This is a genomic window from Bradyrhizobium sp. WSM3983 (assembly GCF_000473045.1).
In the GTDB taxonomy this organism is placed as follows: Bacteria; Pseudomonadota; Alphaproteobacteria; order Rhizobiales; family Xanthobacteraceae; genus Bradyrhizobium.
The window spans coordinates 81,678-106,336 of record NZ_AXAY01000003.1 but is presented as its reverse complement, the minus strand read 5'-3'; the positions used below and the strand labels follow the sequence as shown (position 1 = coordinate 106,336).

Annotated in this window: 22 protein-coding genes and 1 pseudogene; 12 read left to right on the top strand and 11 right to left on the bottom strand. The window is 64.6% G+C overall.

The window, feature by feature from the left end:
• Positions 1–280: 280 nt before the first annotated feature.
• Positions 281–1,618, top strand: a complete 1,338-nt coding sequence (locus tag YUA_RS0105630; RefSeq protein ID WP_027529795.1) for a S41 family peptidase — start codon at positions 281–283, stop codon at positions 1,616–1,618.
• Between the two features lie 128 nt (positions 1,619–1,746).
• On the opposite strand, the gene YUA_RS0105625 is transcribed toward YUA_RS0105630, so the two are convergent.
• The 5 genes from YUA_RS0105625 to YUA_RS0105600 form a co-directional block, all read right to left on the bottom strand.
• The gene (locus YUA_RS0105625) at positions 1,747–4,467 is read right to left on the bottom strand and encodes an EAL domain-containing protein (RefSeq protein ID WP_027529794.1); all 2,721 of its coding nucleotides are present in this window, start codon (positions 4,465–4,467) and stop codon (positions 1,747–1,749) included.
• Positions 4,468–4,737: 270 nt separating this feature from the next.
• Positions 4,738–5,268 carry a cyclic pyranopterin monophosphate synthase MoaC gene (gene moaC / locus YUA_RS0105615; RefSeq protein ID WP_027529793.1) on the bottom strand — a complete coding sequence of 177 codons (531 nt, stop codon included), beginning with the start codon at positions 5,266–5,268 and terminating at the stop codon, positions 4,738–4,740.
• 1 nt (position 5,269) lies between these two features.
• Complete coding sequence (trpC, locus tag YUA_RS0105610; RefSeq protein ID WP_027529792.1) at positions 5,270–6,091, bottom strand: indole-3-glycerol phosphate synthase TrpC; 822 nt, start codon at positions 6,089–6,091, stop codon at positions 5,270–5,272.
• Between the two features lie 7 nt (positions 6,092–6,098).
• Positions 6,099–7,112 (bottom strand): anthranilate phosphoribosyltransferase, encoded by a 1,014-nt coding sequence (trpD, locus tag YUA_RS0105605; RefSeq protein WP_027529791.1) that lies wholly within the window; start codon positions 7,110–7,112, stop codon positions 6,099–6,101.
• Between the two features lie 14 nt (positions 7,113–7,126).
• Positions 7,127–9,025 carry a SurA N-terminal domain-containing protein gene (locus YUA_RS0105600; protein WP_027529790.1) on the bottom strand — a complete coding sequence of 633 codons (1,899 nt, stop codon included), beginning with the start codon at positions 9,023–9,025 and terminating at the stop codon, positions 7,127–7,129.
• 277 nt (positions 9,026–9,302) lie between these two features.
• Here YUA_RS0105600 and tpiA point away from each other — a divergent pair, with 277 nt between their 5' ends.
• The 3 genes from tpiA (at position 9,303) to YUA_RS0105585 (ending at position 12,387) form a co-directional block, all read left to right on the top strand.
• Positions 9,303–10,058 (top strand): triose-phosphate isomerase, encoded by a 756-nt coding sequence (gene tpiA, locus YUA_RS0105595; protein WP_027529789.1) that lies wholly within the window; start codon positions 9,303–9,305, stop codon positions 10,056–10,058.
• Between the two features lie 141 nt (positions 10,059–10,199).
• Positions 10,200–10,589, top strand: a complete 390-nt coding sequence (gene secG, locus YUA_RS0105590) for a preprotein translocase subunit SecG (protein WP_027529788.1) — start codon at positions 10,200–10,202, stop codon at positions 10,587–10,589.
• A 166-nt stretch (positions 10,590–10,755) separates the two neighbouring features.
• Positions 10,756–12,387 carry a CTP synthase gene (locus YUA_RS0105585; RefSeq protein WP_027529787.1) on the top strand — a complete coding sequence of 544 codons (1,632 nt, stop codon included), beginning with the start codon at positions 10,756–10,758 and terminating at the stop codon, positions 12,385–12,387.
• 50 nt (positions 12,388–12,437) lie between these two features.
• Here the strand turns inward: YUA_RS0105585 and YUA_RS43535 are convergent, their stop codons facing one another.
• Positions 12,438–13,151 (bottom strand): helix-turn-helix transcriptional regulator, encoded by a 714-nt coding sequence (locus YUA_RS43535; RefSeq protein WP_245285110.1) that lies wholly within the window; start codon positions 13,149–13,151, stop codon positions 12,438–12,440.
• A 163-nt stretch (positions 13,152–13,314) separates the two neighbouring features.
• Here YUA_RS43535 and YUA_RS47870 point away from each other — a divergent pair.
• Positions 13,315–13,707: pseudogene (locus YUA_RS47870) on the top strand (RidA family protein); the annotation flags it as partial.
• A gap of 36 nt (positions 13,708–13,743) precedes the next feature.
• On the top strand, positions 13,744–14,088 hold the full coding sequence (locus YUA_RS0105570; protein WP_027530094.1) for a nuclear transport factor 2 family protein: 345 nt from the start codon (positions 13,744–13,746) through the stop codon (positions 14,086–14,088).
• A 93-nt stretch (positions 14,089–14,181) separates the two neighbouring features.
• Here YUA_RS0105570 and YUA_RS0105565 read toward each other — a convergent pair whose 3' ends face one another.
• From YUA_RS0105565 to YUA_RS0105555, 3 genes are all read right to left on the bottom strand, one after another.
• Positions 14,182–14,844, bottom strand: coding sequence for a class I SAM-dependent methyltransferase (locus YUA_RS0105565; protein ID WP_027529786.1), 663 nt, complete (start codon positions 14,842–14,844; stop codon positions 14,182–14,184).
• Between the two features lie 111 nt (positions 14,845–14,955).
• Positions 14,956–16,332 (bottom strand): HAMP domain-containing sensor histidine kinase, encoded by a 1,377-nt coding sequence (locus YUA_RS0105560; RefSeq protein ID WP_027529785.1) that lies wholly within the window; start codon positions 16,330–16,332, stop codon positions 14,956–14,958.
• Positions 16,333–16,342: 10 nt separating this feature from the next.
• Positions 16,343–17,020: a response regulator transcription factor gene (locus YUA_RS0105555; protein ID WP_027529784.1), complete on the bottom strand. Its 678-nt coding sequence runs from the start codon at positions 17,018–17,020 to the stop codon at positions 16,343–16,345.
• A 173-nt stretch (positions 17,021–17,193) separates the two neighbouring features.
• Between YUA_RS0105555 and YUA_RS0105550 the strand changes: the two genes are divergently transcribed.
• The 4 genes from YUA_RS0105550 to YUA_RS0105535 all read left to right on the top strand — a co-directional run bounded on the left by YUA_RS0105550 (position 17,194) and on the right by YUA_RS0105535 (position 20,372).
• On the top strand, positions 17,194–17,520 hold the full coding sequence (locus YUA_RS0105550) for an NIPSNAP family protein (protein WP_027529783.1): 327 nt from the start codon (positions 17,194–17,196) through the stop codon (positions 17,518–17,520).
• A gap of 136 nt (positions 17,521–17,656) precedes the next feature.
• Positions 17,657–18,508: a 3-deoxy-8-phosphooctulonate synthase gene (gene kdsA / locus YUA_RS0105545; RefSeq protein ID WP_027529782.1), complete on the top strand. Its 852-nt coding sequence runs from the start codon at positions 17,657–17,659 to the stop codon at positions 18,506–18,508.
• The gene (locus tag YUA_RS0105540) at positions 18,508–19,719 is read left to right on the top strand and encodes an MFS transporter (RefSeq protein ID WP_027529781.1); all 1,212 of its coding nucleotides are present in this window, start codon (positions 18,508–18,510) and stop codon (positions 19,717–19,719) included. The genes kdsA and YUA_RS0105540 overlap by 1 nt, the downstream gene beginning before the upstream one ends.
• Positions 19,720–19,919: 200 nt before the next feature.
• The gene (locus YUA_RS0105535; RefSeq protein WP_027529780.1) at positions 19,920–20,372 is read left to right on the top strand and encodes a universal stress protein; all 453 of its coding nucleotides are present in this window, start codon (positions 19,920–19,922) and stop codon (positions 20,370–20,372) included.
• Between the two features lie 157 nt (positions 20,373–20,529).
• Here YUA_RS0105535 and queF read toward each other — a convergent pair whose 3' ends face one another.
• The gene (queF, locus tag YUA_RS0105530; protein WP_027529779.1) at positions 20,530–20,982 is read right to left on the bottom strand and encodes a preQ(1) synthase; all 453 of its coding nucleotides are present in this window, start codon (positions 20,980–20,982) and stop codon (positions 20,530–20,532) included.
• 48 nt (positions 20,983–21,030) lie between these two features.
• Positions 21,031–22,008 (bottom strand): lyase, encoded by a 978-nt coding sequence (locus tag YUA_RS0105525; protein WP_027529778.1) that lies wholly within the window; start codon positions 22,006–22,008, stop codon positions 21,031–21,033.
• 176 nt (positions 22,009–22,184) lie between these two features.
• Here YUA_RS0105525 and eno point away from each other — a divergent pair, with 176 nt between their 5' ends.
• Both eno and YUA_RS0105515 read left to right on the top strand, forming a co-directional pair.
• Positions 22,185–23,468, top strand: a complete 1,284-nt coding sequence (eno, locus tag YUA_RS0105520) for a phosphopyruvate hydratase (RefSeq protein WP_027529777.1) — start codon at positions 22,185–22,187, stop codon at positions 23,466–23,468.
• A gap of 34 nt (positions 23,469–23,502) precedes the next feature.
• Entirely contained in the window at positions 23,503–24,642 is a 1,140-nt protein-coding gene (locus tag YUA_RS0105515; protein ID WP_027529776.1) for a zinc-binding dehydrogenase, read from the top strand.
• Positions 24,643–24,659 lie beyond the last annotated feature (17 nt).

Here is a 24,659-nt window from a genome sequence, read left to right as displayed (position 1 = left end):
TTATGCCATCGCCTATCCCGTCCGGGCCTCCAAAACCATCCTAAAATCGCATAGCTGCGAGGCGTCGTCCGGCGGACCGATTCCTGCTCTGAGGGGGCGGTCTTTCGAACGTTGCCAAATGTTTAGGTCAGGGCGAAGGGATTTTTACCGCGTACCCGCCGGCGTGGCAGACCGGCCTTGAAGAAACCAGAATGATATTGTGAGAACCGGGCTGGGTCGCCATTTGCATGGCGGCTGCCAAGCCTCAAAAGAACCGCTAAGCGAAAAGGCCACCCATTCCATGCGGAAAACCCTGCTGTTCCCCCTGGGCGCGCTCACCGGAGCATGCCTGACCCTCCTCGTATCCGGTCCGCAGGGCGGACTATGGGCGGCACGGGCGGCGGCGGGCGCGGATGATGCCTACTCCCGGCTCAATTTGTTTGGGGAGGTCTTCGAGCGGGTGAAGGCGAGCTATGTCGAGAAGCCCGACAATTCAAAGCTGATCGAAGGCGCGATCACGGGCATGGTGACCTCCCTCGATCCGCATTCGCGCTACATGAACGACAAGGCCTGGACCGAGATGCAGGAGACCACCTCCGGCGAGTTCGGCGGCCTCGGCATCGAGGTCACGATGGAGGAGGGCCTGGTCAAGGTCGTCTCGCCGATCGACGAGACGCCCGCGTCCAAGGCCGGCATCATGTCCGGTGACCTCATCAGCAAGATCGATGGCGACACGGTGCAGGGCATGACGCTCGAGCAGGCCGTCAACAAGATGAAGGGCCCGGTCGACACCCAGACGAAGCTCACCATCCTGCGCAAGGGCGCCGACGCCCCGCTCGATGTCGCCATCAAGCGCGAGATCATCCACGTGCGCCCGGTGCGCTTCCACGTCGAGAACGGCGACATCGGCTATATCCGCATCACATCGTTCAACGAGCAGACCACCGATGGCCTGAAGAAGGCGATCGCCTCGATCTCCAAGGACATTCCGCAGGAGAAGCTCGCCGGCTATGTCGTCGACCTCCGCAACAACCCGGGCGGCCTGCTCGACCAGGCCGTGTCGGTGTCCAGCGCGTTCCTTCAGCGCGGCGAGGTCGTCTCGACCCGCGGCCGCAGTCCGGAAGAGACCCAGCGCTTCACCGCGCATGGCGGCGACCTCATCAAGGGCAAGCCGCTGGTGGTCCTGATCAACGGCGGCTCGGCCTCTGCGTCCGAGATCGTCGGTGGCGCGCTGCATGATCATAAGCGTGCCACGATCATCGGCACGCGCTCGTTCGGCAAGGGGTCGGTGCAGACCATCATTCCGCTCGGCACCGGCAACGGCGCCCTGGCGCTGACCACGGCGCGCTACTACACGCCGTCGGGCCGCTCGATCCAGGCCCAGGGCATCGCGCCTGATATCGAGATCCTCCAGGACGTGCCGGCCGAGCTGAAGGGCCGTGTCGACACCATGGCGGAGTCCCAGATGCGCGGCCATCTGCAGGCCGCGGACGGTACCGAACAGACCGGATCGCAGTCCTATGTCCCGCCGGAAGAGAAGGACGACAAGGCGCTGCATGCGGCCTACGACTTCCTGCACGGCGTCACCGTGAACGCGGCAGCCGCGAAGCCGGCGCCGAAGACGGCGGTGCCGAACTAACAAATATCGGTCCTTGCGGCCTTCAGAGATCGCCCGGGAGTGTATGGACTCCCGGGCGATTTTGTTTTTTGGCGCGCTGTCCCAGCCCGGATTCATCGCGGCAAAGGTCGCCTAGTCGCGCGTAGGACCTAGCTTGCCTCGCGGCGGCGGCTTTCGTTGCCGTCGCGCTGGGCGAGGCGGCTGCGATGGAGCGCGAACAGCTCCATGACCTTGTCGGCCGGCTTCGCGGCGCTGAACAGGTAGCCCTGCATCTCGGAGCAGCCGAGCGCGCGCAGCAGCCGCTGCTGTTCCTCGGTTTCGACGCCTTCGGCCGTGGTCGCCATGCGGCGGGCGCTTGCGAGATTGACCACGGCCTGCACGATGCTGGCGGAGCCGTCGGGGCCTGCGATGTCGTTGACGAAACAGCGGTCGATCTTGATCTTGTCGAACGGGAAGCGGTGCAGATAGCTCAGCGAGGAGTAGCCGGTGCCGAAATCGTCGAGCGCGATGCGGACGCCGATGGCGCGGAGCTGGTGCAGGATCGCAAGCGCGGTCTCGTCGTCGCGGATCAGCACGGCCTCTGTGATCTCGAGCTCGAGCCGGCTCGCCGGCAGGTTGGAGGCCGCCAGCGCCGCCATGATCTTCAGCGCCAGCGTGTCGCTCTTGAACTGCACCGGCGAGACATTGACGGCGAGGCGGATGTCGTTGGGCCAGCCGGCGGCGTCGCGACAGGCGGTAGTCAGCACCCATTCGCCGATCTCGTTGATCAGCCCGGTATCCTCGGCGATCGGGATGAACTCGGCCGGCGAAACCATGCCGCGTTCGGGATGGCGCCAGCGCACCAGCGCCTCGCAGCCGGAGATGCGGTCGTCCTTCAGGCTGAGGCAGGGCTGGTAATAGACCTCGAGGCCGCCATGGGCGATGGCGTGGCGGAGATCGATCTCCAACTGGCGCCGCTCGCGCACCTTGGCGTCCATCTCCGGCTCGAAGAAACGGTAGGTGCGGCGCCCGGCGGATTTGGCCGCGTACATCGCCATGTCCGCGTTCTTGAGGATCTGGTCCAGCGCGGTGCCGTGTCCGGGGGCCAGCGCGATGCCGATGCTGGCGTCGGTAGTGAGATGATGGCCCATGCAGTCGAACGGCGTGCGGATCGCCGCGAAAACCCGCGCTACGAGCTCGTCGACCTGGTCCTGTGAGGTCACCCCGCTCTGCACGATCGCAAACTCGTCGCCGCCGAGCCGCGCCACGAAATCGGTCGGGCCGGCGCAAGCGCGCAGGCTCTCCGCCACCGACTTCAACAGTTCGTCGCCGACCAGATGGCCGAGCGCGTCGTTGACGCCCTTGAATTCGTCGATGTCGATGTAGTGCACTGCAAGCTCCTCGCCCTCGACGACGGTGGCGAGTTGTTCGCGCAGATGCTCGTGGAACATGGCGCGGTTGGGAAGATCGGTCAGCGCGTCGTAATGGGCGAGGTGGGTGATGCGCTCCTCGATGCGCCGGCGATCGGTGATGTCCTCGTGCGTCACCACCCAGCCGCCGTCGCCGAGCGGCTCGTTGACGATCTGGATCGAGCGGCCATCGCTGGTGTCGACGACCATTGAGTTGCGCACGTGGATGTCGCGCAGCACACGCGCGACATATTGATCCGCGTCGCCCGGGAACGAACCAATGGCCTTGCGGTGGGCGATGATGTCGAGAAAACTGCAGCCGGGCCTCACGATCTCGGCCGACAAGCCGTACATTTCGATGTAGCGCTGGTTGCAGACCACGAGCCGCTGCGAGGCGTCGAACAGCAACAGGCCCTGGGTCATGTTGTTGACGGCGCGGTCGAGGCGCTGCTTCTCCAGCGTCAGCCGCTCCCGGGACAGGCGATGCTGCTCCAGGAGCTTGCGCACGATCGCGATCAGCACGCCGGCGATCGCGAGCGCAGAGGCGCCGGCGACCGAAATCAGGATGCCGATCTGCTCGCGCCAGTCGGCAAGCGCCGCCGCGCGCGTGGTCGTCGCCATCATCAGGATCGGGAAGTGGGGCAGGGCACGCGCCGAGACCAGCCGGTCCTCGCCGTCGACCGGGCTCACGAAGCGTCCGGCGAAGTGATCAAGCGCGAAGATCTTTTGCTGCTCGAACGAGCCGTTCCTGAAATTGTGTCCCATCGTCTCGCTGGAATGCGGGAAGCGAGCAAGCAATGTGCCGTCCCGATGCAGCATCGAGATCGTCGCGCCGTCGCCGAGCATCACGGTCTCGAAGAACTTCTCGAAATTGGCCGGCTCGATGCCGCGCCCGATGATGCCCATGAACTCGCCGTGCGGTCCCATGATCTTGCGCACGATCAGGATAGTCCAGGCGCCGGAGATGCGGCTGTGCACCGGTTCGATCAGCACGTCGGGCGCCTGCGGATCGTATCGGAAGGTGCGATAATAGGCGCGGTCGGCGAGGCTCACCTTCGGAGCGGGCCATGCCGTCGACGAATTGATCAAATTGCCGTCGGCATCGATGATGTTGACGCCGCCGATATAGGGCAGCGCCTCGATCTTCGAACGCAGCAAGCGGTGGATGTCGTCGCCCGAGAGGCGCTTGCGATACTCCTCCGCGGTCGTGATTCCGCTGGCGCGGACGTGATCGACGAAATCCTTCTGGATGACCGCGAAATCCTGCAATTGCTGATCGAAATGATGGGCGAGCAGCAGCACGGTGTTTTCCAGCTCGCGGCCGGAATTGCGCAGCGCACGCTCCCGGAAATTCTGTGCCATCAGCGTTGCGCCGATGGCGATCGCCGCGATCAGGAGGATGCCGCCCATCACCAGCCAGCGGATCGGACCACTGCGCACGAAGGCCTGGTCGAAAAGGCGACTGCCGTATTTCGTCATCATGTTGATCGTTGCCGCACACACGTCAGGGTCAATTCATGCCCCTCATAACATCCGTCGGTTTACGGGAACGATGTGGAGGCGAAGTTAGGAAGTGCGGTTAACGCGACATAAACCGCAACACGCAAATGCAATCGATGCGTACGGCGAGAGATGTGCAAGAGACGTGCAGGTTTTGCCTGCGGCCTGATCGCCGCGGGCATCGCGCTTGCCATCATCAAGCTCAATGCGAAATTCGGCTCGATCAGCGGGTCGCTGAAGTAGGAGCTGTGGTCAGGCGCGGTAGTGGCCCGACTTGCCGCCGAGCTTCTCGACGAGATGGATGCCCTCGATCCGGACGCCGCGTTCCACCGCCTTGATCATGTCGTAGATGGTGAGGCAGGCGACCGAGACCGCCGTCAGCGCTTCCATTTCGACGCCTGTGGCGCCGGTCACCTTGACGCTGGCACGCACCACACAGCCCGGCAGCTTGGCGTCGGGCTCGATGTCGACCGTGACTTTCGACAGCGCGAGCGGATGACAGAGCGGGATCAGCTCCGAGGTGCGTTTCGCCGCCATGATTCCGGCGATGCGCGCGGTGCCGAGCACGTCGCCCTTCTTGGCGTTGCCGGAGACAATCAGGTCGAGCGTCGCCTTCGCCATGACGACGCGCCCTTCGGCGACGGCGAGCCGCTCGCTCGCAGCCTTGTCCGAGACGTCGACCATCCGCGCCTCGCCGGAGGCGCCGATATGGGTGAGCGCAGGGCTCGCCTTGTTCGACGGCTTGGCCCTTCGAGGCTTGGGCTTGAACGGCTTGCGCGCCATGTCAGCGCGTTCCGGTGGCGCGGGCCTTGGTCTCGCGCGCGAGCAGCGTGCGCGTGGCCGCGGTGACATCGGCCTGCCGCATCAGGCTCTCGCCGACCAGGAAGGTCGACATGCCGACACGGTCGAGCCTCGCCAGATCGGCAGGCGTGAAGATGCCGCTCTCGCCGACCATCAGCCGCTCCGCGGGGATCAGCGGCGCCAGCGTCTCGCTGGTCGCAAGCGTGGTCTCGAAGGTGCGCAAATTGCGGTTGTTGACGCCGATCATCGGCGAGCGCAGCTTCAGCGCGCGGTCGAGCTCGGCGCGGTCGTGGATCTCGATCAGCACGTCCATGCCGTAGGCAATTGCTGCGTCTTCGAGGTCCTTGGCCGTGGCGTCATCGAGCGCGGCCATGATGATGAGAATGCAGTCGGCGCCGTGTGCGCGCGCCTCGACGACCTGATAGGTGTCGAACAGAAAATCCTTGCGTAGAATGGGGAGCGAGGTCGCCGCGCGCGCCGCCACCATGAAGTCGAGATGGCCCTGGAACGAGGGCGCGTCGGTCAGCACCGACAGGCAGGCCGCTCCGCCCGCCTCATAGGCCTTGGCAAGCACCGGCGGATCGAAATCTTCGCGGATCAGTCCCTTGGAGGGCGAGGCCTTCTTCACCTCCGCGATCAGCCCATAGTCGCCATTGGCGTGCTTGGCCCCGATAGCGCGCACGAAGCCGCGGGGTGCTCCTTGCGCCTTGGCCTTCGCCTCGACCGCGGAGAGCGGCTGCGCGCGCTTGGCCGCAGCGATCTCCTCGCGCTTGTAGGCTTCGATCTTGGTCAGGATATCAGACATGACAGGCTCAGCTGTTCGAGACCGCGATCAGATGCTTCAGCCGCGCGCTCGCCGCGCCGCTGTCGAGCGATTTCGCGCCGATCGCAACGCCTTCCTTCAGGTCCTTGGCGCGGCCGGCGACGATGAGCGCGGCAGCGGCGTTGATCAACGCGACGTCGCGATAGGGGCTCGGCTTGCCGTCGAGCACGCTTTGCAGCGCGATCGCATTGGCTTCGGCATCAGCGCCCTTGAGAGCGCCGGGCTCGCAACGCGACAGGCCGGCGTCCTCGGGCGTCACCTCGAAATTCCGGATCTCGCCGTTGTGGAGCGCAGAGACGAAGGTCGGGCCGGTGAGGGTGATCTCGTCCAGCCCGTCGGACCCGTGCACCACCCAGGCGGATTCGGAGCCGAGATTCTTCAACACCTGCGCCAGCGGCTGCACCCATTGCCGCGAGAACACGCCGACCATCTGCCGCTTCACGCCGGCGGGGTTGGACAGCGGTCCGAGCAGATTGAAGATCGTGCGAGTGGCGAGCTCGACCCGGGTCGGGCCGACGTTCTTCATCGCGGGGTGGTGGGCCGGCGCGAACATGAATCCGATGCCGCATTCGCGCACGCACCGCCCGACCTGCTCGGGCTTGAGGTCGATCTTCACGCCAAGCGAGGCCAGCACGTCGGCGGCGCCCGAGCGCGACGACAATGCGCGGTTGCCGTGCTTGGCGACCGGCAGGCCAGTGCCGGCGACGATGAACGACGCGCAGGTCGAGACGTTGACCGAGCCGGAGCCGTCGCCGCCGGTGCCGACGATGTCGACGGCGTCAGCGGGCGCGTCGACCGTGAGCATCTTCGAGCGCATCGCTGTGACCGCGCCGGTGATCTCGTCCACGGTCTCGCCGCGCACGCGCAACGCCATCAACAGACCGCCCATCTGCGAGGGCGTGGCCTCGCCGGACATCACGGCGTCGAAGGCGGAAGCAGCCTCGTCACGCGACAGGCTGGCGCCGGTCGCCACTTTTCCAATGATCGATTTCAGGTCGTCCATCGCGTGCTTTCAACTCACTGGTTCGCGCCGGTCACTTGCGCGAAGGCGGCCTGATTAATGGTGGTCCCGATGTCGGCTTCAAGCTTGGTGACGTAGGAGGCAACCTGCTCGTCGGTCAGCGACTTGTCGATGCTGTCCTTCAGCTTCTTGACGGCGTCGGAGGCGGTATCGACCGTGGGCTCGACGATGTCGGTGACGCGGAAGACGATGACTTCGGTGCCGCCGGTCACGGGCGCCTGTCCGACACCGTCCTTGGCAGTGCGGAAAGCGGCCGCGACGATGTTTGCGGGCACGCCGGCCGGCTGATCATCGCGCTTGAAGCCGCTGGCGGTCTCGACCTTGGCGTTAATCGCAGCCGCCTCGTCAGCGAGCTTGCCGCCCTGTTCGAGCTTCTGCACCATCTCGGTCGCCTTGGTCTTGAGCTTGGCGGCGATCTGGTCCTGGCGCCAGCGCGCCTCGACCTGGTCGCGAACCTCGTCGAGATTGCGGTCGCGCGACGGCGTGATGGCGAGCACGTCGTACCAGACATAGCCGTTCTTGAACGAGATCGGGTCGTTGTCGACGCCGACGTCGCTGTTGAAGGCCTGCGACACCACATCGAGGCCCTGCGGAATGTTGGCAACCGTCTGCCCATTCGGCGCGCGACCGGAGCGGTCGACGGCATCGATGGTCACGGCGGTCAGCCCGAGCTTCTGCGCTGCATCGGCGACGCTGGTGCCGGCGCCGCGCTCGTCTTCCATCTTGTCGCGGAGCTCGCCGACCTTGACGCGCGCACGCTCGGTCGCGATCTGGCGCTTCACGTCGCCGGCAAATTTGGCGTAGTCGGCCTCGACGCCCGGCTCGATCTTGTCGACCTTGACGATAGAGACGCCGAGACGGCCCTGGATCGGCTGGCTGATCTCGCCTGCGGGAAGCGCGAAGGCGGCATCGCCGACGGAAGGTTCGAGTGCGGATTTGGCCACGAGCCCGAGATCGACGTCGGTGGCGCTTAGTCCGCGCTCCTTGCCGAGGTCCTCGAAGGAGAGCCCGCCGGCGAGGCGCTCGCGCGCGGCCTGCGCCTCGGCGACGTTCGGGAACACGATCTGGTGGATCTGGCGCTTCTCCGGTGTGGAGAGCAGGTCCTTGCGCTGATCGAACAGTTTCTTAGCGTCGTCATCGGAGACGTCGCTCCACTTGGCGATCTCCTCCGGCGAGATCACGACGAAGGCGATCTTGCGGTATTCGGGCGCGCGGAACTGGACCTTGTGATCCTCGAAATAGGCGGCGAGCGCCTCGGGCGAGGGCGCCTCGATGGTGCCTGCCTGCGCCGTGTCGAGCCTGACGAACTCGATCGCGCGCTGCTCGTTCTGGAAGCGCGTCGCGACGTCGAGCATCGCCTTCGGCGGCTCAAGGCCGGCACCGATCGTGCCGGTGATCTGCCGGCGCAAAGCCACCTTGCGCTGCTCGGCCACGTAACGTTGCTCGGTGTAGCCGAAATTACGGATCAAACCCTGGAAGCGATTCGGGTCGAACTTGCCGTCGACGCCCTTGAAGTTCGGGTCGTTCATGATGAGCTGGCGGATCTGGTCGTCAGACTGGCCGAGCCCGAGCCGGCGCGCGTTTTCGTCGAGGGCGGCTTCCGCAATCGCCTGCTGCAGCACCTGGCGGTCAAGGCCGAACGCGCGCGCCTGTTCCGGCGTCAGCGGGCGGCCGAACTGGCGGCCGATCTGCTGGAGGCGGTCGGTATAGATCTGGCGGAACTCGTTCAGCGAAATCTCGGTGTGGCCGACCTTGGCCACGGTCGACTGTCCGAAGCCGCGGAAGATGTCGGCAATCCCCCAAACGCCGAAGCTGATGATCAACACGCCCATCACGACGGCCATAATGGTCTTGCCGACCCAGTTTGATGAGGCCTTGCGCATTCCTCGAAGCATTTGGTCCAACTTGTTTGGTAGGAGGGGAACGGGAGCGCGTCTTAATGCAGATTCCGCAGAAGCGCGTCACCAAATTGATATGCCATCATAAAGTGGCGGCTTTCCCCCCGCAACCTCAGGTCAGGCCGCCCTTCGAATCTGCGGTTAAAGGCCCCAGAGCGGTTTCGAGCGAAGTGGACCCCGGTTCGCGTCAAGAAAACGCGTCAAAACAAGAATCTGGAACTGCCGCGGCACCTCTGCTAGCGCATGCATAAACCTCTTTTTGCTGGAAATTGACATGACCGATGCCATCCGACCGCTGATTGCCGGCAATTGGAAAATGAACGGCCTGAAGGCCGCGGCCGCCGAATTCGACGCCATGCTCAATGGCGCGGCAGAGGTGGCCGGTAAGGCCGATCTGCTGGTCTGCCCGCCGGCGACCCTGATCGCGGCCTTTGCCGATAAGGCCCGCGGCAAGCAAGTCGGGCTGGGCGCCCAGGATTGCCACCCCAAGGCCTCCGGCGCCCATACCGGCGATATCGCGGCCGAAATGCTGGCGGATGCTGGTGCGACCGCCATCATCGTCGGCCACTCCGAGCGCCGCGCCGACCACGGCGAGGGCGACGCCCTGATCCAGCAGAAGGCGGAAGCCGCCTGGCGGGCGGGGGCGGTCGCGATCGTCTGCGTCGGCGAGACGCAAGCCCAGCGCGATGCCGGCCAGACCCTGGACATCCTCCGCGGCCAGCTCAACGGCTCGCTCCCGGACGGCTCCACGGCCGCCAATCTGGTCGTGGCCTACGAGCCGGTCTGGGCCATCGGCACAGGCCTGACCCCCACAGCCAAGGATGTCGAGCAGATTCATGGCTTTATCCGGGAACTCCTGACCATCAGGTTCAAGGCCGAAGGGGGGAAGATGCGGATTCTCTATGGCGGCTCGGTCAAGCCGTCGAACGCGGCCGAGCTGATGGCGGTGAAAAACGTCAACGGTGCGCTGGTCGGTGGCGCCAGCCTGAAAGCGGCCGATTTCCTTGCGATTGCCAAGGGCTGCCCCTAGCTAAGTGTAAAGCGCCGGCCGTGGCCGATCGGGGGTGGCAATGCCCCTTCCGATCGTGTAACACCGCGCAACTTCAGGAAAACCCGCGAAGCGCGATCGGCTGCCGGTACCGGCGCTGTCGGCTTGTGACGGAAGGATACTATGCAGACTGTTGTCGTCGTCATCCACCTCATGATCGTTGCCGTCATGATCGGTGCCGTTCTGCTCCAGAAGTCGGAAGGCGGCGGCCTCGGCATGGGAGGCGGCGCCGGCTTCATGTCGAGCCGTGGCACTGCGAATCTGTTGTCGCGCACCACCGCGATCCTCGCCGGCGGCTTCTTCCTGACCAGTCTCTTTCTGTCCTGGTACGCCGGCTACAACCGTGCGCCGTCCTCGATCATCGGCCAGCCGGCGTCGCAGACGCAGCCGGCCGGTGGTGGGCCAATCGCCCCGCCGACCTCGGGCGGCATTCTGGATAGTCTGAAGAAGGCGGACGAACAGCAGCAGGCTCCGGCAGCGCCGAGCGGCCCGCAGGTGCCTCGGTCACAATAAAGCAGGGGGGCCATGCAGGGCGGTGGCTAGCGTCCCGCATCAACAACCCCCATCAAGGCTCTGTCACCACTCTTAGTTTTGGTTCACCCACAGGCCCGCAGATTCTTTGGGGCTGAATACGAATCGCTTTGGCGAATCGAATTCGAGGGATTAGAGGTTAGGTCCCATGGCGCGGTACATATTCATCACCGGCGGCGTGGTTTCCTCGCTCGGCAAGGGTTTGGCTTCAGCGGCACTCGGCGCCCTGCTGCAGGCCCGGGGCTACAAGGTCCGCCTCCGCAAGCTCGACCCCTATCTCAATCTCGATCCCGGAACGATGTCGCCGTATCAGCACGGCGAAGTGTTCGTGACCGATGACGGCGCGGAGACCGATCTCGATCTCGGTCACTACGAGCGCTTCACCGGGCGACCTGCGACGAAGCAGGACAACATCACGACGGGGCGCATCTACCAGGACATCATCTCGAAGGAACGCCGCGGCGATTATCTCGGCGCGACCATCCAGGTGGTGCCGCACGTCACCAACGCGATCAAGGAATTCGTCCTCTCCGGCAATGACGATTACGACTTCGTGCTGGTCGAGATCGGCGGCACCGTCGGCGACATCGAGGGCCTGCCGTTCTTCGAGGCGATCCGCCAGCTCAAGAACGAGCTGCCGCGCGATCACGCCATCTACATTCACCTGACGCTGCTGCCGTATATCCCGAGCGCGGGCGAACTAAAGACGAAGCCGACGCAGCACTCGGTGAAGGAGCTGCGTTCGATTGGCATCCAGCCGGACATCCTGCTCTGCCGCACCGATCGCGAGATCCCGAAGGAAGAGCGGCGCAAGCTCGGCCTGTTCTGTAACGTGCGCGAGAGCGCCGTGATCGAGGCGCGCGACGCCGACAGCATTTATGCCGTCCCCGAAGCCTATCACGCGGCGGGCCTCGACGACGAAGTGCTCGCCGCCTTCGGCATCGAATCGCGCATCCCGCCGGTGCTCAAGAGCTGGCACCAGATCAACGAGCGCATCCGTAATCCCGAGGGCGATGTCACCATCGCCATCGTCGGCAAATACACCGGCATGAAGGATGCGTATAAGTCGCTGATCGAGGCGCTCTCGCATGGCGGCATCGCCAACAAGGTGAAGGTCAATCTCGACTGGATCGAGAGCGAGATCTTCGAGAAGGAAGATCCGGCGCCGTTCCTCGAGCATGTCAACGGCATCCTGGTGCCGGGCGGCTTCGGCCAGCGCGGCGCGGAAGGCAAGATCAAGGCGGCGCAGTTCGCGCGCGAGCGCGACGTGCCGTATTTCGGCATCTGCTTCGGCATGCAGATGGCGGTGATCGAGGCCGCGCGAAACCTCGTCGGCATCGAGGAGGCCAACTCCACCGAGTTCGGTCCGACCAAGGAGCCGCTGGTCGGCCTGATGACGGAATGGCTGCGCGGCAATGAGCTCGAGAAGCGCTCGCAGGCCGGCGATCTCGGCGGCACGATGCGGCTTGGCGCTTATCCCGCCGCGCTCAATCGCGGCAGCCGCGTCTCGGAGGTCTATGGCGGCGCGACCGAGATTTCGGAACGCCACCGCCATCGCTACGAGGTCAACACCGCCTACAAGGACCGCCTCGAGCAGCACGGCCTGAAATTCTCCGGCCTCTCGCCCGACGGCGTGCTGCCGGAGATCGTCGAGTACGAGGATCACCCCTGGTTCATCGGCGTCCAGTTCCACCCCGAGCTGAAGTCGCGGCCGTTCGAGCCGCACCCGCTGTTCGCGTCGTTCATCCGGGCCGCAATGGTGCAGAGTCGGTTGGTGTAGGAACGCAGGGAATCCCGGCCGTTCGTGCGGCGCTCAGTGGAGCCGGGTGCTCACGTTCCGGTCCTGACGGCCGGCGGCTCGATTTGAAGACTCAGGGCATCCAGGCCGAAGGTATCGCAAAGACCAATCTCGCCCGCGCTCGTGACTTGCACCGCCCGTGTGTCATTCACCCGGATCAGCCAGTTGAGCTCCATGCAGCGTCGCTGGATTTCAGCTCCGACGTGACCGGCGATATGGTACCGCCGTTCGCTCCAGTCGAGGCATGGTCTGCAAAAGATGCGCTTGCCCGGGCGCGTTCGGCTCAACTCGACCCCAAACTTCGTCAAGACCTTCGCGCCTGCATCAGTGACGTCGCCACCATCTGGGCCAAGCACGACGCAGCCGCAGGCGATGAGAGAGTCCGCAATTGCAACGCCCAATCTGCCCGCCAAGTGGTCGTAGCACGTGCGACCGAGCCGCAGCGCGTTGTCGCGCGCCGATCGAGGTAGATATCGCTGGGGAACTTCGAGAGCAGCCACCAGCTTCATGGCTTCGAGCATGCTTGCGACCAGCGGTGATGAGATTTGGTAGTACCGAAAGCTGCGCTTCTTGGTCACCGAGATCAGCCGGGCCTCGACCATCTTGGACAGGTGCTCACTGGCCGTCGGCCGCGAAACCCCCGCAAGGAACGCCAGCTCGCTTCCTGTCAGGGATTGGCCGCCCATCAGCGCTGACAACATGGTCGCGCGCGCCGTATCGCCGACGAGCGCTGCGATCTCGACCATATTTGCCGATGCAGACATGGCTTTCCGTATCATTGTTCGCGCCAGGACAACAAGCGGCGAGAGTTCGGCGCGCGCCAAACTCCGAGATGGAGACAATCAACACGTGAGATGCGACAGGGGGGCAGGTCCGGTCCATCTGATCAACAGACCCGAGGAGGCGATCGTGAAACGCGAACCCATCAGAGTTGAACCCCTTTCCACCTTTCTGGAGCGACGGCGGAAGGGACCGGTCTGTCCGGTCATCGTCGCCGGCGAGGCGGTTTATGTATCGGGCCTGCCGCCATTTGATCCAGTCACCGGCGAGGTCAAGCGATTGCCGTTCGTGAAGCAGGTCGAGATCGTGCTCGACCAGATGAAGCTCTGTCTGGAGGTTGCCGGCTCTTCGTTGCAGCAGGTCGTGAAATGCAACGTCTACTGCACACCTGAAAGCTCGAACTTCGATGCATTCAACGAGGTGTACCAACGCTATTTTCCCGTCTCGCCACCTGCGCGCATTTTTCTGACGGTGCCCTCCTGGCCGGGTGAATTCGACGTGGAAGTCGATTGCGTTGCAATCAAGTCCGATCTGGAGGATCGACCGTCGGCAAGGGACATGAACGCACTGACGCATCTTAACGGCGGCTATATGCGCTCGGTCGCCATGAAGGATGTTGATTGGTTCAGCGAGCACCTGAGTGATGATTTCCTCAACAGCAACCCTGACGGATCAGTGGTCGACCGTGCAGGGTTCATTGAACAGATCGCGAAGCCCGTTACCATATCGAATCTGGGATATGAGGACGCGCGGATCCGGATCATGGGTGACATGGCAATCATCCATGCGCGGACGACGTACACCAAGGCCGACGGATCGGCCGGCTTCGGGCGATACACCGACAGCTGGGCGCGTCGTGGTGGCCGCTGGGTTTGTGTTGCTGCTCACGTCACCCGGGCATGAGGCGTACAGGAGCTGGCGGCAATCTGAACTCGCGATCGCCGCTTCCTTGCCATCTTGACTGTCCTGTAGAGCCGTGTCGATCTCCACGCGCGCTCAAGACGCGGCAGTTGAGGCGTGTTCGAGCTGCATTTGCTCAGGCGTCAGTGGCGTTGACGCATCAGGCGCAAGCATTCCCGTGACGAGCTTCATCTGCGGCCGTCGCGTCAGCTTGTAGACGGCGGCCGGCGGCACGTTCAGGAAGGCGCGATCCACCAGCGTCGCGCGCAGGCCGAGACGATCGAGCACCGGACGCGGGATCGGGCAGCTCAAGCCATAGGTGAATTGGTAGAAGGCGCCGCCGGGGCGGACATAGCTGAATGCGCCACCGAGGATCGAGACGACCTTGCGCGTCGACATGTTGAGCAGCGGCAGGCCGCTCACGACGGCGCCGACGGGCGCACCGTCATAGAGCCGCTCCGTCGCCAGCCGTGCCGCATCCATCCACAGCACGCGCGCGCCGGGAAAGCGCATTTGCAGGAGCCTCATGAAGTCCGAGCCGTATTCGATCAGCGTGAGATCCTGTGGCCTGACGCCGCGCTTCAAGAGCTTGTAGGTGAACGCGCCGGTGCCGGGACCAAGCTCGAGGATCGGGCCGGTCTTTCCGGTGATCTCGCGCGTGATGAGATCGGCGAGCGCCGCGCCCGATGGTGCGATGGCGCCGACCCGACGCGGCGAAGACATCCAGGACAGGAAAAAGGACAGGAAATCGTTGGGCATGCGCACTCCGGCATCTCGATGGCACCTCTTGGGATCAGAGGTGAGGCGGATGCACTGTCGCGGGAGTGGATTGCGACAGCATTGCGCGGTGAACTGCGAACGCGGATTGGATCAAATCTGCGGGCCTGGCCGCAGCGTCATTCTGAAGCAGGTGCCGCCGTCCGCGCCGTCGGTGACCGAGACCTGGCCGCCATGCAGGAGCACGATCTCGCGCACCATGTTGAGACCGAGGCCGGCGCCGCGATCGAGTGGGGTGAGCCGGTAGAACGGCTCGAAGATCTGCTCGCGTTGATCGGCGGGAATACCGGCGCCTTCGTCGGTGACCTCGATGCAGGCGGGCTTGCTCACGCGAATGCCGATCGTGCCGCGGCGAGGGCCGTGCTGGATCGCGTTCTGCACGAGATTGGTCAGCGCGCGCTCCAGCGCGGCCGCATCGCCGATCGTCTCGATCGGTGTCGCCGGCGCATCGAGCTCCAGCTCGTAGCCCGCGGCGATCGCGAGCGGCGCGAGGTCGGCAGCCGCGCTTTGCGCCATCGCGACGAGGTCGACGCGCGTGAAGGGATGACCGCAGCGGTCGAGTCGCTGGATGTCGAGCAATTGCTCGGCGAGCGTCGCCAGCCGCGCGGCATCCTCCAGCAGCCGGGTCTTGTCCGGACCGGAGGGGAGCGATTCCAGCCGCGTGTTCAGGATCGCGATTGGCGTGCGCAGTTCGTGCGCGGCATCCGCAACAAAGCGCTTGTGACGGGCATAGCCCTGGTCGAGCCGCGCCAGCGCGTCGTTGATCGCGGCGACCAGCGGCACGACCTCCAGCGGAATATTCTCCACCGACAGCCGCGCACCGCGCTGATGGATGTCGATGCGCCGCGCCTGATTCGCGGTCGCATCCAACCCCCGGAAGGCACGTTGCACGATGATCGGCGTCGCGATGAAGGTCGCGGTGCCCATCACGAGCAGGCCGGGCAGGGCGATGCCGAGAAAGGCCAGCGAGGTCATGAACAGCGCCTTGGCGCCGGTCACCCTGCCTTGCGTCGCCGTGATGATCTGCACATTGCCGGCATCGGTGTCGACGCGTTTCAGCCGCGCCGCCGGCTTGCGTGGATCGTCCTCGAACATCTGCCAGCCGAGCCGCGCCTGGCTGATCTGGTCGAGGCCGCCGCCGATCGCCGCGAATTCCGCCGGCACGGCACCTTCGGTGAGTGAATGTCCTTGCCGGTCGCGGACCAGGAACCAGAGGTCCGGTGTCTCGGCACGCAGCTGTGTCAAATCGGGCGTCGACCGCAGGCTCAGCTCGCCGTCAGCGTTACGTGCGAGCGCGCGTTGCACGACATCGATGACGCGGTCCTCGTCGCGCTCCGCGACCACGAATCCTGAGGCACAGAGCGCGCCGACGACGACGGCAACCAGCGCCAGCAACAGTGCGGCCTGGAGCGCCAGCAGGCGCCAGCTCAACCGCGAGCGCAAGCAATAGGGATCGTCGTGCCTGCTCATGTTGGCTTCTTCAGGTTGGCAGCTTCTTCAGGAGATAGCCGACGCCGCGAATGCCGTGGATCTCCACGCCGGCATCGGCATCAGTGAGCTTGCGGCGCAGCCGCGAGACATGGGTGTCCAGCGCATTCGATTGGATCTCGTCGTCGAAATTGTAGACGGCCTCTTCGAGTGCCGAGCGCAGCACCGTGCGGCCCATCCGGCGGATCAGGGCTTCGAGCACCAGGAGCTCGCGGCGTGGCAGCTCGAACGGCTGGCCGTCGATGTTGGCCTCGCGATGGCCGACATCGAAGGCGAGGCGGCCGGCGCGGATGACGTCCGGAGACAGGCCCGCTGGCCGCCGCAGCACCGCACGCAGTCGCGCCAATAACTCCTCGACCGCGAACGGCTTGGCGAGATAATCGTCGGCGCCGCTGTCGAGCCCGGCGATGCGGTCGGCGAGCTCGCCGCGCGCGGTCAGGACGATGATCGGCACGCCGTCGGCGCGGGCGCGAAGCTTCGGGATCAGGGCGAGGCCGTCGCCGTCGGGAAGCTGGCGGTCGAGCAGGACGGCGGCATGGACGTCGGCGGAAATCGCTTCCTCCGCGTCTGCAAGGGTGGGGGCGTGATCCACCACCATATCGTAGCGCCTGAGCGCCGACGAAAGCGCTGTCGCCATCTCCGCCTCATCCTCGACGAGCAAAATCCGCATGATCCGGCACCTCAACCCCATTGAACCCTTCTAGCGACCCGATCATTGCGGCAGCATTGCGGGAACAGGACCAGCCATGCGCGAAACGCCGCGGGGGGCAGCCGGGCAGGGCTCAAGACAGCCTCCGGGCCGATCGCTATAACCGCCCGACCTGTTCAGGGAGAAAAACAACAATGATCTACGAAATGCGCGTCTATCGCTGCCTGCCCGGCCGCCTGCCGGCGCTGTTGAAGCGGTTCGAGACGGTGACGCTGAAGGTCTGGGAGAAGCACGGCATCCGCCAGGCCGGCTTCTTCACTACGCTGATCGGTGAATCCAACCAGGAGCTGACCTATTTCCTGGCCTGGGAGTCGCTTGCCGATCGCGAGGCGAAGTGGGGCAAGTTCATGACCGACCCGGACTGGATGAAGGCGCGCGCCGAGAGCGAAGCGGACGGCCAGATCGTCGGTAACATCGTCAGCCAGCTGCTGACGCCGACCGCCTTCTCGTCGGTCAAATAGCGCCCGTCCGGCAAGGGTTGCAATGGGTTGCGACGGGGACCCCTCGCGCAACCCTGATATTCTGGCAGCCCGGGCCGAATCGGGTTGATCGGCCCCTCATCGCGGCTATGGTCGCGGCAAAACGAGGGAATTGGCCTTGAGCTCTTCATCATCCGCGGCCCCGGTCGTCAGCGTTGGCACGGTCGAATTCGGCAATGATCTGCCGATCTCGATCATTGCCGGGCCGTGCCAGCTCGAAAGCCGCCAGCATGCGCTGGAGGTCGCCTCCGCGCTGAAGGAGATCGCCGCGCGGCTGAAGATCGGCCTCGTCTACAAGACTTCCTTCGACAAGGCCAACCGCACCAGCGCGTCGGCGGCGCGCGGCCTTGGCTTGGCGCAGTCGCTGCCGATCTTCGCCGAGATCCGTTCCTCGCTGGGCTTGCCCGTGCTGACCGACGTGCACGATGCCGCGCAATGCGCCGACGTGGCGCAGGCCGTCGACGTCTTGCAGATCCCGGCCTTCCTGTGCCGGCAGACCGATCTGCTGCTCGCCGCGGCGGCAACCGGCAAGGTGGTCAACGTCAAGAAGGGGCAATTCCTGGCGCCCTGGGACATGACGAATGTCGTGAGCAAGATCACCAGCGCCAATAATCCCAACGTGCTCGTCACCGAGCGCGGTGCCTCCTTCGGCTACAACACGCTGGTCTCCGACATGCGCGCGCTGCCCATCATGGCGCGCACGACCGGCTCGCCCGTGATCTTCGATGCCACCCATTCGGTGCAGCAGCCGGGCGGGAAGGGCGCTTCTTCCGGCGGCGAGCGCGAATTCGTGCCGGTGCTGGCGCGCGCGGCCGTGGCCGTCGGCGTCGCCGGCGTCTTTATCGAGACTCACCCCGATCCGGATTGCGCGCCTTCCGACGGCCCGAACATGGTGCCGCTGCGTGAGTTCGAAGGGCTGATCCGCACCCTGATGGCGTTCGATACGCTTGCCAAGGGTTCTGCGCGCTGATGCACGAGCCCGTCGCCAGGCCGGCATACGATCAAAAATTTCCGCCTGCGATCAATATCATCGCGCTCGCCAGCTTCTCCGCTGCGTTGTCGACGCGCGCGCTCGATCCGGTGCTGCCGCATGTTGCGGAAGAATTTTCGATCAGCATCACGACGGCGGCGAGCATCGCGGCCGGCTATGCGCTGATCTACGCGCTGATCCAGCCGATCGTCGGCGCGGCGGCCGACTTGTTCGGCAAGGCGCGGCTGATGACGCTGTGCCTGGCGCTGCTCGGCGTCGCCTGCATTCTGGGCGCGCTTTCCACATCGTTCTCGGGTCTGTTCGCGAGCCGCATGCTCGCGGGCATCGCCTCCGGCGGGGTGTTTCCGGTTGCGCTCGGCCTCACCGCCGATCTCGTCGCGCCGGCGAAACGGCAGGTGGCGATCGGGCGCACGCTGGCGGGTTCGATGACCGGCAATCTGCTCGGCGCGACCGCCTCGGGCATCATCGGCGATCTCGTCGGCTGGCGCGGCGTGCTCGTGATCATCGGCGCGCTCGGGCTGATCGCGGCCATCGCGGTCGCGGCGGGCTTTCGCGGGGCCGCGCTGACGGCACCGCCGAAGAGCGATCTGAAGACGTTGCGGCAGGGCTATCGCACCATCCTCGCCAATCCCAACGCGCGCTATTGCTATTCTGCCGTGTTCGTCGAGGGCTGCTGCGTGTTCGGCCTGTTTCCCTTCATCGCCGCCTTGCTGTTCGATCTCGGCGAGACCTCGCTGTCGATCGCGGGGATCGTGATCGCGGGTTTCGCGGTCGGCGGTCTCTTCTACACGTTCACGGTCTCACGCTTCCTGCCGCGACTGGGCGTCAAGGGCATGATGATCGCGGGTGCGAGCCTCGTCGCGCTCCAGCTCGCGGCACTCGCATTCGGGCCCGGCTGGAAGGTCCAATTCGCCATCATGCTGCTGATGGGCTGGGGCTTCTACATGATCCATGGCTGCTTGCAGGTGTTCGCCAGCGAGCTGTCGGTTGAGGCGCGGGCGACAGCGATGTCGCTGCACTCGTTCTTTTTCTTCATGGGCCAGACGGTCGGTCCGCTCGCCTACGGGTTCGGGCTTGCGCACACGGGCAAGGGGCCGACCCTGGTCGCGAGTGCCGTGCTCATGGTGCTGCTCGGCCTTGCCTGCGCTGCGCTGCTCAAGCCGCGGGCACCGTCGGACGCGCGGGCCTGACGAAAGTATTGAATTCGAACGGCAGCGCAATCCCTTCAATCTTAAACCAAGTCTCACCGTTCGCTCAGTAGAGCGAAGCCGCTCGACCGTGATGCGCAACATAGATATCGAGATTGAGATAAAAGCCGATAGACCGGAGCCCGGGATCGGACCATATTCGGGAGCATCACGTGCGGGGGCGAGCAGCAAGGAGCCACCGAATGTACGCCAATATCCTCTTGAGCACCGATGGTTCGGATGTCGCAAGAAGGGGCGTCGAGCATGGAATTGCTCTCGCAAAGGCCTTGAATGCCAAGGCGACAATCGTCACCGTGACTGAACCGCTGCCGATCGATTATGGCGGCGGACACGACTCGGGATGGATTCCTTCGCAGGGAGAGATTGCTAGCTTTGACGCGGCCTGCAAGGAGCGGGCAGGCAAAGTGCTCGATCAAGCTCGAGCCATGGCCGAGCGGAGCGGGCTGTCGGTCGAACTCTTACACATTCCGAATGCGCACCCAGCCACCGCGATTGTCGAAACGGCAAAGTCCAGAAGCTGCGATTTGATTGTCATGGCTTCTCATGGGCGTCGCGGCCTCAGGAAGCTGTTTCTGGGAAGTCAGACGTCCGAAGTTCTCGTCAACGGAAGCGTGCCGGTATTGGTCGTGCCGTAGTCGCTGCCACTCCTGTCGGCTGCGACGCGTTATTTCGCTCCGTCAGCCGAGACCGGCTCCATGCCGCTGGCGATGATCGCCTCGCGGGCCGTGGGGGACGCGAGGAATTTGATCAGGGCGCGGCCTCTTGTTCGACGTCAACGTCATTGGTCTCCAACTAGCCCCGGCCGCGATAGGGTGCGACGCCTTGCTCGGGCACCCACAGGCCTTTCGGCACGCGGCCGGTCTGCCAGAACACGTCGATCGGAATACCGCCGCGCGGATACCAATAGCCGCCGATGCGGAGCCATCTTGGCTTGATCTCTGCGGCGATGCGCTTGCCGATCATCACGGTGCAGTCCTCGTGGAAGGCGCCGTGGTTGCGGAAGCTCGCAATGTAGAGTTTCAGCGATTTCGACTCCAGCAGCCATTGGCCGGGTGCGTAGTCGATCATCAGATGGGCGAAATCGGGCTGGCCGGTCACCGGGCAGAGCGAGGTGAATTCCGGCACGGTGAAACGGACCAGATAATCCGTATCCTTTTGCGGATTGGGCATGCGGTCGAGCTGGGCTTCTTCCGGTGTGTGCGGCCACTCGACCGCGCGGCCCAGCTGGAGGGATTTTTTCGCCATCATAACGTCCTTTCGCAGACGTCGGGATGGACGCAAACGCTGCCGCCGTCAACCAGCGGCGGTTGTCTGAATCAGCACAATCCGGTCGTTGCCGGACTCGCAGCCCCAGAGTTCGCCCGGCCTGCCGTCGAGTTGGCGGACATTGGCATTGGCCTTGTCGCTGGCGAACACGTTAAACTGCTCAGTCACGGGATCGAAACGGACAATCGCGTTGGCGGAAAAGTCCGTCAGCCAGACCTTGTCCCTGTCGTCGACATAGACGGCGTAGGTGCGGGGATGCTCGCCCGGCAGCTTCCAGGTTTTCCAGGAGCCGTCTGCGGGATCATGGACCGAGACATGGCCGCTGTTCCATTCACTGACCCAGATCCGGCTCTTCGAATCCGACCAGACTCGCCGCGAGCCCTGGCCTGGGGTCGGCGGCTCGACGACATTGGCGTGGCCGCTTGCGAGATCGATCTTCGCGATGTAGCTGCCGGCGAGCGAGGCGTACCAGACATCGCCCTTAGGTGTCACAGCGATGCCGTAGGGACCGACACCCTTGGGCGCCTTGAAGACGTCCATCGCGCCGGATCGCGGCGCGAGGCGGCCGTAATAGCCGGACTGGCCGGTGAACCAGTAGGTGCCGGCTCTGTCGAACACACCGGTGTTGAGATTGGCGTCGGCGAACTTTTCGGGCAGACGGAACAGCGTGACCTTGAGGTCGGACGGATCGACGCGCGCGATCGCGTTCTGGCCGCCCTCGGTGATCCAGGGCGCCCCGTCGGGGCCGATGGTCACGCCGTGCGGAGCGGCGCCGTCGCCGAGGCTGACCGTCTTCAAGGTGCCATCCTTCGGGTCCAGCCGGCCGAGCATGCCCGTGCCCTGTGCGGTGAACCAGACCGTGCCGTCTGGGGCGGGGGCGAGATCGTGCAGGCCGATGCCCGGGCTTATCGGGAAATATTTCGTCCGGAACGGGCCTTCCAGGGCAACACTGGGGCGGGTTGCGAGGAGGGCTGCGCTCGAAGTAAGAAACTGGCGGCGATTCATGGCGTTACCCCGACTGTTTCAGATTGAGGTTGGACGCGCGGACCAGATGCCGCGGAGCATAATCCGAGGCTCTTCGCGCGTCAGTCGAACCGGCTCGCCCAAGCGTTCACATTTGCTTGCGCTCCGTGTAAGACCCGCGGCGAACCGATCAGCTCCAACGAACGGAAGTGCACATCATGACCGCCATCATCGATATCATCGGACGCGAAATACTCGATAGCCGCGGCAATCCCACCGTCGAGGTCGACGTCGTGCTGGAGGATGGCGCGCTCGGCCGCGCCGCCGTGCCGTCCGGCGCCTCGACCGGCGCCCATGAGGCGGTCGAGTTGCGCGACGGCGACAAGGCCCGTTATCTCGGCAAGGGCGTCACCAAGGCGGTCGGCGCCGTCAATGGCGAGATCTTTGAGGCCCTGAGCGGTCTCGATGTCGAGCAGCAGGCCCAGATCGACCAGATCATGATCGACCTCGACGGCACGCCGAACAAGAGCCGGCTCGGCGCCAACGCCATCCTCGGCGTGTCGCTCGCCTGCGCCAAGGCGGCCGCGAACTCGCTCGACATGCCGCTGTATCGCTACGTCGGCGGCACCTCGGCGCGGCTGCTGCCGGTGCCGATGATGAACATCATCAATGGCGGCGTGCACGCCGACAATCCGATCGACTTCCAGGAGTTCATGATCCTGCCCGTGGGTGCGTCCTCCTTCGCCGAGGGCCTGCGCTACGGTGCGGAAGTGTTCCACACCCTGAAGTCGGAGCTGAAGAAGGCCGGTCACAATACCAATGTCGGCGACGAGGGCGGCTTCGCCCCGAACCTGCCGTCGGCGGACGCCGCGCTCGAATTCGTCATGAACGCCATCGGCAAGGCCGGCTACAGGGCAGGGACCGACATCGTGATCGGCCTCGACTGCGCCTCGACCGAGTTCTTCAAGGACGGCAAGTACGTCTATGAAGGCGAGGGCAAGACCCGTTCGGTCTCCGAGCAGGCCAGGTATCTTGCAGACCTGGTCGGCCGCTATCCGATCGTCACGATCGAGGACGGCATGTCGGAAGACGACATGGACGGCTGGAAGGAGATCACTGATCTCATCGGCAAGAAGTGCCAGCTCGTCGGCGACGACCTCTTCGTCACCAACGTCAAGCGCCTCGCCGAAGGCATCAAGGCCGGCCGTGCCAATTCGATCCTGATCAAGGTCAACCAGATCGGCACGCTGACCGAGACGCTCGCCGCCGTCGAGATGGCGCACAAGGCCGGCTACACCTCGGTGATGTCGCACCGCTCGGGCGAGACCGAGGATTCCACCATCGCCGACCTCGCGGTCGCCACCAATTGCGGTCAGATCAAGACCGGCTCCCTTGCACGTTCCGATCGCACCGCCAAATACAACCAGCTCCTCCGGATCGAGCAGCAGCTCGGCAAGCAGGCGCTCTACGGCGGCAAGGCGGCACTGAAGGCGCTGGCATAAGCCAGCGCTTGAACAAGGACAGGGGAGGATCGACATGAGCGACGGCAAGACCGGACTGCAACTGCGTTCGCTGATCAAGACAGGCGGTGAGCTCGAGATCTCGCTCGTCGACGTGCCGACCCCCGAGCCCGCGGACGACGAGGTCGTCGTCCGCATCGAGGCGGCGCCGATCAACCCCTCCGACCTTGGCCTGCTCGTCGGCGCCGCCGATATGAGCACAGCCAAGGCGTCCGGTACCAAGCAGGCGCCCGTCATCACCGCAAAAGTGCCTGACGGTGCGATGCGCGCGATGGGGGCGCGGCTCGACCAATCCTTGCCGGTCGGCAATGAGGGCGCGGGCGTCGTCATCAGGACCGGCTCGTCGGATGCTGCGAAGGCGTTGATGGGCAAGACGGTCGCGATGATCGGCGGTGCCATGTACGCGCAGTACCGGACACTGAAGGCGAGGGACTGTCAGCCGCTGCCCGAGGGCACGACGGCGGCAGAGGGCGCGTCCTGGTTCGTCAATCCGCTCACTGCGCTCGGCATGACCGAGACGATGCGGCGCGAAGGCCATAAGGCCCTGGTGCACACGGCAGCCGCGTCCAATCTCGGTCAGATGCTGAACAAGATCTGCATCAAGGACGGCATCGGGCTCGTCAACATCGTCCGCAGCAAGGAGCAGGCGGAGATCCTGAAGAAGATCGGCGCCAAATACGTTGTCGATTCAAGCGTGCCTGATTTCCTCGACGATCTCACGGCCGCGCTGGTCGAGACCGGCGCCACCATCGCCTTCGATGCCATCGGCGGCGGCAAGCTCGCCGGCGACATCCTCAACTGCATGGAAATCGCGATCAACAAGACCGCGAAGGAATATAGCCGTTACGGCTCCAGCGTGCACAAGCAGGTCTATGTCTATGGCGCACTCGATATCCGTCCGATCGAATTGCCGCGCGGCTTCGGCATGGCCTGGGGCGTCGGCGGCTGGCTCTTGACCCCGTTCCTGCAGAAGATCGGTCCTGCCGACATCGGACGGCTGCGTCAGCGTGTCGTGAGTGAATTGAAGACCACCTTCGCCAGCCACTACACCAAGGTGGTGTCGCTTCAGGAAGCGCTCGATCCCGCCAACATCGCGGTGTACGCCAAACGCGCCACCGGCGAAAAATTCCTCATCAATCCGAATAAATCTTCGTGATCTTCTGATCTCGTCGG